Source organism: Micromonospora sp. NPDC049559 (assembly GCF_040676675.1).
In the GTDB taxonomy this organism is placed as follows: domain Bacteria; phylum Actinomycetota; class Actinomycetes; order Mycobacteriales; family Micromonosporaceae; genus JBFAPK01.
Genome location: NZ_JBFAPK010000001.1, coordinates 255345 through 267368, shown reverse-complemented (window position 1 = coordinate 267368; position 12024 = coordinate 255345). Strand labels below are relative to the sequence as shown.

Here is a 12024-nt window from a genome sequence, read left to right as displayed (position 1 = left end):
CCGAGGAAGGGTGTTCGTCCCATGACCAGATCCAGGCTGCGCAGAGCCGTCGGCTTCCTGCTCGTCGCCGGGGTCGGCCTGTCCCTCACCGCCTGCGGCGGTGGGTCGGACGAGCCGAGCGACGGCAAGATCACTCTCACGATCAACGGCCTCCCGCCGGCGACCGAGGCGGCCACCCACCAGCGGTTCCTCGACAACGTGGCCGAGTTCGAGCGGCTCAACCCGGATATCAAGGTCAAGCCCGTCGAGGGCAAGATGGACCCGAAGACGTTCTCCGCGAAGCTCGCCGGCGGCCAGCTCGAAGACGTCTTCTACGTGTACTTCACCGACCCGCAGAGCCTGATCGCCAAGCGCCAGGTCGCGGACATCTCGAAGTACGTCAGCGAGTTCCCGGTGGTCCAGCAGGTCCGGCCGGACATCATGAAGGTCTTCTCCGGCCCGGACGGCAAGGTCTACGGCCTGCCGTACAAGAACTACTCGCTGGGCCTGCTCTACAACCGGACGCTGTTCACGAAGGCCGGGCTGGATCCGAACAACCCGCCGAAGACCTGGGCCGACGTCCGTACCGCGGCGCAGAAGATCGCGGCGCTCGGCAACGGTACGGTCGGGTACGGCGACTACAGCAAGTCCAACACGGGCGGCTGGCACTTCACGGCCGAGCTGTACTCGCTCGGCGGGGACGTCGCCGTCAAGGAGGGCGACACCTGGAAGGCGGCCTTCAACAACGCCCAGGGCAAGCAGGTCCTCCAGCAGCTGAAGGACATGCGCTGGACCGACAACAGCATGGGCAGCCGCCAGCTGCTGGAGTGGGCCGACCTGCTGCAGATGATGGGCTCCGGCAAGCTCGGCATGTACGTGGCGACGGCCGACAACCTCCAGACCATCGTCAACCAGTACAAGGGCAACTTCGCCGACTACGGCCTCGGCCCGATCCCCGAGGGCAAGGGCACGCTCGCCGGTGGCGAGGGCTACATGTTCAACGCGAAGGCCTCGCCCGAGAAGATCCGGGCCGGGCTGAAGTGGCTGACCTTCTGGTTCACCAGCCCCGACCGGTTCGAGGCGGAGAACAAGTGGATGGCGGAGACCAAGCAGCCGGTGGGTCTCCCCGAGCCGCAGATCTTCACGGGTGAGGCCGCCGCCAAGCAGGCCGCGGCCGACAAGAAGTACGCCAACGTGCCGCAGGAGAACTACGCGCCGTTCGCCGCGGCGGCCAGCAGCATCCCGATCAAGCTGGAGCCGCCGAACGCCCAGCAGGTCTACGCGGTGCTCGACGTGCCGATGCAGAAGGTGCTGACCGACCGCAACGCCAACATCGACGCCCTGCTGGCCGACGCCGAGAAGCAGGTCAACTCGATCCTCGCCACGGTCAAGTAGGCAGACGATGGGCCGCCGGCAGAACACCGTCGCAACCCAGCACGCGGTGGCGTACCGGGCCGCCGCCTCGCCGGGCACCGCCGTACCGCCGGCGGTCCACCGACCCTCGACCCGCCGGGGGCGTCCGGACCGGACGCCCCCGGCGGGCGGGGCCCGGCTCCGCCGGAAGATCCAGGACAACCTCCTGGCGTACGCCTTCATGGCCGCGGGGCTGGCCTGCTTCGCCTTCTTCTCCTGGTACCCGCTGGTCCGGGGCGTCGTGCTCAGCTTCCAGCAGGTCAACTTCGTCACCGACCCGTACTGGGTCGGGCTCGACAACTTCAAGGCGATCTTCGACGACCCGCTCTTCTGGACCGCCTGGAAGAACACCATCTACTTCACCGGGCTGGCGCTGATCTTCGGCTACCTGGTCCCGCTGGCGATCGCGGTGCTCCTCAACGAGCTGCGCCACTTCAAGGGCTTCTTCCGGATCGCCGTCTACCTGCCGGTGATGCTGCCGCCGATCGTGGTGGTGCTGCTCTGGCAGTACTTCTACGACCCGGGCAAGGGCCTGTTCAACTCGCTGCTCGGCGCGGTGAACCTGCCGCAGTCGCAGTGGACCCAGGGGTCGGGCAGCGCGATGATCTCGCTGGTCCTGGTCTCGACCTGGGCCAACCTCGGCGGCGCGACGCTGATGTACCTGGCCGCGTTGCAGAGCATCCCCGGGGAGCTGTACGAGGCCGCCGAGCTGGACGGCGCGTCGGTCTGGGGCCGGCTGCGGCACGTCACCTTCCCGCAGCTGCGCTTCATCATGCTGGTCCTGCTGCTGTTGCAGATCATCGCGACGATGCAGGTCTTCATCGAGCCCTACCAGCTCACCGGCACCACGAACCCGGACACCATCACGGTGATGGTGCTGATCTACCGGTACGCCTTCACGGTGAACCACGACTTCGGCATGGCGGCGGCGATGAGCGTACTGCTCTTCGTGGTGCTCGCCGTCTTCTCCGCCATCTACCTGCGGCTGACCCGCCGCGCGGACTGAGAGGTCACGCCATGAGCAACCGAACTCTCATCTCCGACACGGAGCTGCGGCGGGGCCGCTCCCGGGTGGTCTACTTCGCCACGCTGGCCGTGGTGACCATCCTCTTCGTGGCGGTCTTCGTCTTCCCGCTGTACTGGATGGTGACCAGCGCGCTGAAGTCGCCGGCCGAGTACGCGCTGACCCCGCCGACGTTCGTGCCGCAGTCGTTCGAGCCGGGCACCTACGCCGAGGCGTGGGACCAGTTGCAGATCGCCCACTACTTCACCAACACGGTGCTGTACGCGCTCGGCGGCTGGCTGATCCAGCTCGTGGTCGACGTCGCGGCGGCGTACGCCCTCTCCAAGCTGCGGCCGATCCTCGGCCGGCTGGTGCTCGGGCTGATGCTGGCGAGCCTGATGCTGCCCGCCTCGGCGCTGCTGGTGCCGGCCTACCTGACCGTCAGCGACCTGCCGATCTTCCACGTCAACCTGCTCAACACCCCGTGGGCGCTCTGGCTGCCGGCGGCGGCGAACGCCTTCAACATCTACGTGCTCAAGCGGTTCTTCGACCAGATCCCGGACGACCTGCTGGACGCCGCCAGCATCGACGGCGCGGGCCGGCTGCGGATTCTCTGGAACGTGGTGCTCCCGCTCTCCCGGCCGGTGCTCGGCGTGGTCTCGATCTTCGCGATCATCGGCATCTGGAAGGACTTCCTCTGGCCGCTGCTGGTCCTCCAGGACCCCGAGTCGCAGACGCTGAGCGTGGCGCTGAGCCGGCTCGCCAGCGTCAGCCAGGTGCCCCCGACGGAGATGATGGCCGGCCTGGTCATCGCGAGCGTACCGATGATCATCGTATTTTTGATCTTCCAGCGCAGCATCATCAGCGGGCTCTCCTCCGGGGCCATGAAGGGCTGACCCGGCCAGTCCGGCCGACCCGGACGACGCCCCCGGCGAGCCGGACGGCGTTCCCGGCGACCCGGACGGCGGGGCCGGCCGATCCGATACCGACCAGCAGAAAGCAGGTACCCGTGTCCAGAGCAGGCAACCGTCCATGGTGGCGAGACGCGGTGATCTACCAGGTCTATCCGCGCAGCTTCGCGGACGCCAACGGGGACGGCATCGGCGACCTCGCCGGTATCCGCGCCCGGCTGGACTACCTGGCCAAGCTCGGCGTCGACGCCATCTGGTTCGGCCCGTGGTATCCCTCGCCGATGGCCGACGCCGGCTACGACGTCGCCGACTTCCGCGACATCGACCCGGTCTTCGGCACCCTCGCCGAGGCGGAGGCGCTGATCGAGGAGGCGCACGGGTACGGCATCCGCTCGATCGTCGACATCGTGCCGAACCACTGCTCGGACGCGCACCCCTGGTTCCAGGCCGCGCTGGCGGGCGGCCCCGGCGCGCCCGAGCGGGAGCTGTTCTGGTTCCGTCCCGGCCGGGGCCCCAACGGCGACCAGCGCCCGACCGACTGGGTCGGCGAGTTCGGCGGCGAGACGTGGACCCGTACCACCAACCCGGACGGCACCCCCGGCGACTGGTACCTGCACCTGTTCACCCCCGAGCAGCCCGACTTCAACTGGAACCACCCGCGAGTGCGCGCCGAGTTCGAGGAGATCCTGCGGTTCTGGTTCGACCGGGGCGTGGACGGCATCCGGATCGACTCGGCCGGGCTGCTGGTCAAGGACCCGGCGCTGCCGGAGACGGTACCGGGCCAGCAGCACCCGTTCCGGGACCAGGACGGCGTGCACGAGATCTACCGGAGCTGGCGGCGGATCGCCGACGAGTACCCCGACCGGGCGCTGATCGGCGAGGTCTGGATGCCAAACCGGCAGCGCTTCGCCAACTACCTGCGCCCCGACGAGCTGCACACCGCCTTCAACTTCGACTTCCTCGGCTGCGCCTGGGACGCCGCGAAGCTGCGCGAGTGCATCGACGGCACGCTGGCCGCGCACGTACCGATCGACGCGCCGGCCACCTGGGTCCTCTCCAACCACGACGTCACCCGGCACGTCACTCGCTACGGCCGGGAGGACACCACCTTCAGCTTCGCCACCAAGCGCGAGGGCACCCCCACCGACCTGGAGCTGGGTACCGTCCGCGCCCGCGCCGCCGTGCTGCTGCTGCTCTCGCTGCCCGGCGCCGCGTACGTCTACCAGGGCGAGGAGCTGGGCCTCTGGGAGGTCGAGGACATCCCGTACGAGCTGCGCCAGGACCCGATGTTCCCGCGCTCGGGCTTCGTCGACCCCGGCCGGGACGGCTGTCGGGTCCCGCTGCCCTGGTCCGGGGACGCGGCGCCGTTCGGCTTCAGCCCCGAGGCGGCGACGGGGAAGCCGTGGTTGCCGCAGCCGGCGGAGTGGAAGGACCGCACCGTACAGGTCCAGACCGGCGACCCGCGCTCGATGCTGGAGCTGTACCGGGAGGCGATCCGGCAGCGGCGCGCCGAGCCGGCCCTCGGCGACGGCGAGCTGCGCTGGCTGCCCGCGCCGGAGGCGGTCCTCGCGTACGCCCGAGGGGACGACTTCGCCTGTGTGGTGAACCTCTCCGCCGCGCCGGTACGGCTGCCGGCGCACCGCGAGGTCCTGCTCGCCAGCGGCCCGCTCGACGGCGACCTGCTCCCCGTCGACACGGCCGCCTGGCTCCGCACCGGGAAGCAGATCTAATGTCCTCGATATCGTCCGGCGCGTGCCACCTGGCACGGGTACGCGTCGGGGCGCGGACCGCCGGCCCCGCCAGCCGGGCGGTCCGTACCGCGTCCGGCGGCGCGGCCGTACGCGCCGGTGGTGGGTACGCCGACCCCACCGCCGGGGCGTACGCCGCGCCGCCGGCAGGGCGGCGGGGAACGGAGGTCGGGAGGACCGACTGACAGCGGCTCCACGCACCACGACACAGCGGCTCCACGCAGCAGAACAACGGGGGAACTGGCCAACCTGACGAAAGCGAGAGCACAGCCGATGGCCAACCACTGCGCCGGCGCGCCCACGTCCGGCACCGCTCCCAACATCCGTACCGCCGCCCGAACCCCGCGCCGCCGCGCCCGCGCCGGGCTGGCGGCCCTGGCCGGCACCGCCCTCGCGGCGGCCTCGATCACCGTCCTCACCGTCGGCTCGGCGACGCCCGCCGAGGCCGCCGGGCTCTCCCCGTTCGACATCGTCGGCCGGGGCGCCACCGTCCCGTTCGTCGAGCACGAGGCGGAGGAGGCGGCGTACACCGGCACGAAGATCGGGCCGGACCGCTACTACGGCACGCTCCCCTCGGAGGCGTCCGGCCGGGAGGCCGTGACGCTCGACGCGGTCGGCGAGTACGTCGAGTTCACCCTCACGAAGCCCGCCAACGCGGTCACCTTCCGGTACAGCCTGCCGGACAGCCCGTCGGGGACCGGGCGGGACGCCACCATCGACCTGCGGGCGAACGGCTCGCTGGTCAAGACCGTCCCGGTCACCTCCCGGTACGGCTGGTTCTACGGCGGCTACCCGTTCAACAACAACCCCGGCGACAGCAACCCGCACCACTTCTACGACGAGACCCGGACCATGTTCGGCTCCACGCTCGCCGCCGGTACGAAGGTGCGCCTCCAGGTCAACTCGACCGCGCAGTCGCCCAGCTTCACCATCGACCTGGCCGACTTCGAACTGGTCGGCGGGCCGATCACCAAGCCGGCCGGGGTGCTGGACGTGGTGACCGACTTCGGCGCCGACCCGAGCGGCGCCACCGACTCGACTGCCAAGTTCCAGGCGGCGGTGGACGCCGGCCGGGCCCAGGGGCGGGCGGTCTGGATCCCGCAGGGCACCTTCACCCTCTACGACCACGTGGTGGTCGACGGGGTGACGCTGCGCGGCGCCGGACCCTGGTACAGCGTGCTCGGCGGTCGCGACCCGGTGAACCGCAAGCGGGCGGCCGGCATCTACGGCAAGTACGTGCCGGGCGGCGGCTACAGCGGGGAGATCCGCCCGCACGAGGCGAACGGCCCGAGCCGCAACGTCACGCTGCGGGACTTCGCCATCATCGGCGACATCCGGGAGCGCGTGGACGAGGACCAGGTCAACGCGATCGGCGGGGCCATGTCCAACTCGGTGGTCGACAACGTGTGGTTGCAGCACACGAAGGTCGGCGCCTGGATGGACGGGCCGATGGACAACTTCACCATCCGCAACAGCCGGATCCTGGACCAGACCGCGGACGGGGTGAACTTCCACTGGGGTGTCACCAACTCCACGGTGACCAACACCTTCGTCCGCAACACCGGCGACGACGCGCTGGCCATGTGGGCGCAGAACGTACCGAACGTCAACAACTCGTTCACGTTCAACACCATCGGCGTGACGGTGCTGGCGAACCACCTGGTCACGTACGGCGGGCGGGACATCAAGATCACGGACAACGTGACCGCCGACTCGGTCACCAACGGCGGTGGCATCCACATCGCCAACCGGTACCCGGGGGTCAACGGCCCGACCGCCGTCGCCGGCACGATCACGGTGGCCCGCAACACCCTGATCCGCAACGGCAACTCCGACTACAACTGGCGCTTCGGCGTCGGGGCGATCTGGTTCGACGCGCTGAACGGGCCGATCCAGGGCGCCACCATCAACATCACCGACACCGACATCCTGGACAGCTCGTACGCGGCGCTGCACTGGATCGAGGGGACCAGCAGCGGGATCAACCTCACCAACGTACGCATCGACGGGGCCGGCACGTACGCGCTCCAGGTGCAGGCGCCGAGCCAGGTCTCGTTCACGAACGTCCGGGCGACCAACATCGCCCAGTCCGTACCGATCCACAACTGCGTCGGCAGCGGCTTCCAGATCACCCAGGGCGCCGGGAACTCCGGCTGGTACACGTCGACGCCGTACTGCGGCCCGTGGCCCGAGCCGCGCTGGGGTGGCGGGCCGACCACCCCGCCGACCGGCAACCCGACGACGCCGCCCACCACGCCCCCGCCCACGACGCCCCCGCCCACCGGCGGCAACCTGGCGGCCGGCCGTCCGGTCAGCGCGACCAGCGTCACGCAGAACTACGTGGCGGCCAACGCGGTCGACGGCAACGCCAGCAGCTACTGGGAGAGCGCCAACAACGCCTTCCCGCAGTCGATCACCGTCGACCTCGGTACCGCCCGCTCGGTGAGCCGGATCGTGCTGAAGCTGCCCCCGGCCGCCGCGTGGCAGACCCGTACCCAGACGCTGTCGGTGCTCGGCTCGACCGACGGCTCGTCGTACGCGACGGTCCGCGCCTCGGCCGGGTACGTCTTCGACCCGTCCTCGGGCAACACCGCGACCGTCACCTTCCCGGCGACGTCGCAGCGGTACCTGCGGTTGACCTTCACCGGCAACACCGGCTGGCCCGCCGGCCAGCTCTCCGAGTTCGAGGTCTACGCCGCCTGAGCTGTCAGGAAGGGGCCCTGTCCAGGGGCCCCTTCCTCGCACCGCACCACACCACGTCCCACCACACCCACCACCACTTGTCGTTCCCGCCAGGAAAGGACGGAACGCAATGAAACGCACCCTCGTGCCGTGGCGACTCGCCACCGGCACCATCGCAGCCGGCCTGGTCGTGGCCGCGCTGCCGGCCGTACCGGCGCTCGCCGCGCCGGCCGCGCCGGCGACCGGACCCAACCTCGCCGCCAAGGCACCCGCCGCCGCGACCGGGGCCGACCCCGCCCACGCGGCGGCCAACATCGCCGACGGCGACCAGGCCAGCTACTGGCAGGGCAGCGGGGCGTTCCCGCAGTCCGCCGCCGTGGACCTGGGCCGCAGCGCCACCATCGACCGGGTGACGCTGAAGCTGCCGGCCGACTGGTCCAAGCGCAGCCAGACGCTGGCGGTGCAGGGCAGCGCCGACGGGAGCAGCTACTCGACGCTCGCCCGCGAGGCGACGTACACCTTCGACCCGGCCGCGAGGAACGCGGTGACGGTCACGTTTCCGGCCAGCAACGCCCGGTACGTCCGGGTCAAGGTGACCGGGAACAGCGGCGCGCGGGCCGCCCAGCTCGGCGAGCTGGAGGTACGCCCGGCCGCGCTCTCCGCGGTCAACCTCGCCGCCGCGGCGGCGGCCACCTTCACGGCGAGCAGCTTCACCCAGGCGTACGGGGCGAGCAACGTCGGCGACGGGAACGCGGACACCTACTGGGAGAGCGCCAACAACGCCTTCCCGCAGTGGATCCAGGCCGACCTCGGCTCGTCGATCAGCGTGAACCGGCTGGTGCTGAAGCTGCCGCCGGCCTCGGCCTGGCAGACCCGTACCCAGACGCTGACCGTGCAGGGCAGCACCAACGGGTCGAGCTTCACCACCATCGTCGCCTCGGCCGGCTACACCTTCAACCCGGCCAGCGGCAACACCGTGACGATCAACTTCGACGCCACCACCACCCGGTACGTGCGGCTGAACATCACGGCCAACACGGGCTGGCCCGCCGGACAGCTCTCGGAGTTCGAGGTGTACGGCCCGACGGGCGGGGACACCCAGGCGCCGAGCGCGCCGTCGAACCTGGCGTACACCCAGCCGAACAGCGGGCAGATCCGGCTGACCTGGACCGCCTCGACCGACAACGTCGGCGTCACCGGCTACGACATCTACGCGAACAACGCGCTGCGCACCAGCGTGGCCGGGAACGTGCTGACCTACACCGACAGCCAGCCGGACACCGCGACCGTCTCGTACTACGTGCGGGCCCGGGACGCCGCCGGCAACCAGTCGGGCAACAGCAACACGGTCACCCGTACCGGCAGCGGCGGCGGCACCGGCACCAACCTGGCCGTCGGCAAGCCGATCACCGCCTCCGGCTCGACCTTCACCTTCGTACCGACCAACGCCAACGACAACAACGTGGCGACGTACTGGGAGGGCAGCGGCTACCCGAGCGTGCTGACCGTGCAGCTCGGCGCGAACGCCGTGGTCAACACCGTGGTGGTGAAGCTGAACCCGGACTCGGCCTGGGGACCGCGTACCCAGACCATCCAGGTGCTCGCCCGTGAGCAGAGCGCGTCGTCGTTCACCAGCGTCTCGCCGGCCACGGCGTACAACTTCAACCCGTCCTCGGGCAACACGGTGTCGATCCCGGTCAGCGCGACCGCGGCCGACTTCCGGCTCCAGATCACCTCGAACACGGGTGCCCCCTCCGGGCAGGTCGCCGAGTTCCAGGTGATCGGTACGGCGGCGCCGAACCCGGACCTGACCGTCACGGCCGCCACCTGGAGCCCGGCCTCCCCGGTCGAGACCGACAACGTCACGCTCTCGGCCACCGTCCGCAACGCCGGCACCGCGGCGTCGGGCGCGACCAACGTCAACTTCTACCTCGGTACGACGCTGGCCGGCACCGCCTCGGTCGGCGGTCTCGCGGCCGGCGCCTCGACCACCGTCTCGGCCAACGCCGGTACCCGTAACGCCGGCACCTACTCGCTGACCGCGAAGGTCGACGAGTCGAACAGCGTGATCGAGCAGAACGACGCGAACAACTCCTTCACCAACCCGTCCTCGCTGGTGGTGACCCCGGTCGCCAGCTCGGACCTGGTCGTCTCGCCGGTGGGCTGGTCGCCGAGCAACCCGGCGGGCGGCAACACGGTCACCTTCACGGTGGCGATCAAGAACCAGGGCACGGTCGCCTCGGCGAGCGGCGCCCACGGCATCACGCTGACCGTCATCGACGCCGCCACGGGCGCCACCGTGCGCACCCTGACCGGCTCGTACAGCGGCGCCATCGCGGCCGGGGCCACCACCGCCCCGGTCAGCCTCGGCACCTGGACGGCGGCGAACGGACGCTTCACCATCCGTACGGTCCTCGCCAACGACGCCAACGAGCTGCCGGTGAAGCAGGCGAACAACACCAGCGAGCAGCCGCTCTTCGTCGGTCGCGGCGCGAACATGCCGTACGACATGTACGAGGCCGAGGACGGCGTGGTCGGCGGCGGCGCGAACGTGCTCAGCCCGAACCGGGACATCGGCGACCTGGCCGGTGAGGCCTCCGGGCGCCGGGCGGTGACGCTCAACTCGACCGGGTCGTTCGTCGAGTTCACCACCCGGGCCAGCACGAACACGCTGGTGACCCGCTTCTCCATGCCGGACGCGGCGGGCGGCGGCGGGATCAACTCGACGCTGAACGTCTACGTCAACGGGACCTTCCACAAGGCGATCAACCTCACGTCGCGGTACGCGTGGCTCTACGGCAACGAGGCCAGCCCGAACAACTCGCCCGGCTCGGGTCCCGCGCGGCACATCTACGACGAGGCCAACGTCATGCTGAACAGCACGGTCCCGGCCGGTAGCAAGATCCGCCTGCAGAAGGACGCGGCGAACACCACCACGTACGCCATCGACTTCGTCAACCTGGAGCAGGTGGCGCCGGCGCCGAACCCGGACCCGGCCCGGTACGCCGTACCGGCCGGCTTCACCCACCAGGACGTGCAGAACGCCCTGGACCGGGTGCGGATGGACACCAGCGGCAACCTGATCGGTGTCTACCTGCCGGCCGGCACGTACAGCACCGCGCAGAAGTTCCAGGTCTACGGCAAGGCGGTCAAGGTCGTCGGCGCGGGCATGTGGTACACCCGCTTCGAGACCCCGCAGGGCCAGGAGAACACCGACGCCGGCTTCCGGGTCGAGGGTACGGCGAACGGCACCTCGTTCGAGAAGCTCGCCTTCTTCGGCAACTACACCTCCCGCATCGACGGCCCCGGCAAGGTCTGGGGTGAGCTGCAGAACGTCTCGAACCTGACCTTCGACAACGTCTGGGTCGAACACACCGTCTGCATGTTCTGGGGCGTGCACGTCAGCAACATCACGATCAAGAACTCGCGGATCCGCAACACCTTCGCCGACGGCGTGAACATGACCAACGGCAGCACGAACAACCTGGTCAGCAACGTCGAGGCGCGCGGCAACGGGGACGACGCGTTCGCGCTCTTCTCCGCCACCGACGCCGGCGGCGGGGCGAACACGGGCAACACCTTCGAGAACCTGACCGCGACGCTGACGTGGCGGGCGGCCGGCCTGGCCGTGTACGGCGGACAGAACAACATCTTCCGCAACCTCTACATCGCCGACCAGCTCGTCTACTCCGGGATCACCATCAGCTCGCTGGACTTCGGGTACCCGTTCGTCGGGTTCGGTCCGGGGCTGACCCGGGTCGAGAACGCCTCGATCGTCCGGTCGGGTGGCCACTTCTGGGGAGCACAGACCTTCCCCGGCATCTGGATGTTCTCGGCCTCGAAGGAGTTCCGGGGCATCCGGGTGAGTGACGTCGACATCGTCGATCCCACCTACTCGGGCATCATGTTCCAGACCAACTACGTCGGCGGCCAACCGCAGAACCCGATCACCGACACGGTCTTCACCAACGTGTCGATCAGCGGTGCCCGCAAGAGCGGCGACGCGTTCGACGCGAAGTCGGGCTTCGGGATCTGGGTCAACGAGATGCCGGAGCCGGGCCAGGGTCCGGCGGTCGGCTCGGCCACCTTCACCAACCTGCGGTTGAGCAACAACTTCCAGGACATCAAGAACACCACCACCACGTTCACGATCGTCCGTAACTGACGGCGTCGGGTACCGCCGGCCGCGGGGGGGGGGGGGGGCCGCCCCGGGCGCCCCGGGGGCGCGGGGGGGGGGGGGGGCCCGCCCCGCCCCCCGGGGGGGGGGCCGCGCGCGCGCCCCCCCCGC

Annotated in this window: 7 protein-coding genes; all 7 read left to right on the top strand. The window is 70.0% G+C overall.

What is annotated here, in order from left to right:
- Positions 1 to 21: 21 nt before the first annotated feature.
- The gene (locus AB0J86_RS01155) at positions 22 to 1374 is read left to right on the top strand and encodes an extracellular solute-binding protein (RefSeq protein WP_363850564.1); all 1353 of its coding nucleotides are present in this window, start codon (positions 22 to 24) and stop codon (positions 1372 to 1374) included.
- Positions 1375 to 1381: 7 nt separating this feature from the next.
- Positions 1382 to 2398 (top strand): sugar ABC transporter permease, encoded by a 1017-nt coding sequence (locus AB0J86_RS01150; protein ID WP_363850561.1) that lies wholly within the window; start codon positions 1382 to 1384, stop codon positions 2396 to 2398.
- A gap of 11 nt (positions 2399 to 2409) precedes the next feature.
- The gene (locus AB0J86_RS01145) at positions 2410 to 3291 is read left to right on the top strand and encodes a carbohydrate ABC transporter permease (protein WP_363850558.1); all 882 of its coding nucleotides are present in this window, start codon (positions 2410 to 2412) and stop codon (positions 3289 to 3291) included.
- Positions 3292 to 3404: 113 nt separating this feature from the next.
- Positions 3405 to 5036 carry a glycoside hydrolase family 13 protein gene (locus tag AB0J86_RS01140; RefSeq protein ID WP_363850555.1) on the top strand — a complete coding sequence of 544 codons (1632 nt, stop codon included), beginning with the start codon at positions 3405 to 3407 and terminating at the stop codon, positions 5034 to 5036.
- Entirely contained in the window at positions 5036 to 5239 is a 204-nt protein-coding gene (locus AB0J86_RS01135; RefSeq protein ID WP_363850552.1) for a hypothetical protein, read from the top strand. Before AB0J86_RS01140 ends, AB0J86_RS01135 begins: the two co-directional genes overlap by 1 nt.
- Positions 5240 to 5327: 88 nt before the next feature.
- Positions 5328 to 7757 carry a discoidin domain-containing protein gene (locus AB0J86_RS01130; RefSeq protein ID WP_363850549.1) on the top strand — a complete coding sequence of 810 codons (2430 nt, stop codon included), beginning with the start codon at positions 5328 to 5330 and terminating at the stop codon, positions 7755 to 7757.
- Between the two features lie 109 nt (positions 7758 to 7866).
- Positions 7867 to 11901 carry a discoidin domain-containing protein gene (locus AB0J86_RS01125; RefSeq protein ID WP_363850546.1) on the top strand — a complete coding sequence of 1345 codons (4035 nt, stop codon included), beginning with the start codon at positions 7867 to 7869 and terminating at the stop codon, positions 11899 to 11901.
- Positions 11902 to 12024: the final 123 nt, after the last annotated feature.

What these genes read in the sequence shown, in the direction of transcription:
- AB0J86_RS01155 (WP_363850564.1), top strand. Translation starts at nt 22, where the DNA reads ATGACCAGATCCAGGCTGCGCAGAGCCGTCGGCTTCCTGCTCGTCGCC.
- AB0J86_RS01125 (WP_363850546.1), top strand. Translation starts at nt 7,867, where the DNA reads ATGAAACGCACCCTCGTGCCGTGGCGACTCGCCACCGGCACCATCGCA.
- AB0J86_RS01150 (WP_363850561.1), top strand. Translation starts at nt 1,382, where the DNA reads ATGGGCCGCCGGCAGAACACCGTCGCAACCCAGCACGCGGTGGCGTAC.
- AB0J86_RS01145 (WP_363850558.1), top strand. Translation starts at nt 2,410, where the DNA reads ATGAGCAACCGAACTCTCATCTCCGACACGGAGCTGCGGCGGGGCCGC.
- AB0J86_RS01130 (WP_363850549.1), top strand. Translation starts at nt 5,328, where the DNA reads ATGGCCAACCACTGCGCCGGCGCGCCCACGTCCGGCACCGCTCCCAAC.
- AB0J86_RS01135 (WP_363850552.1), top strand. Translation starts at nt 5,036, where the DNA reads ATGTCCTCGATATCGTCCGGCGCGTGCCACCTGGCACGGGTACGCGTC.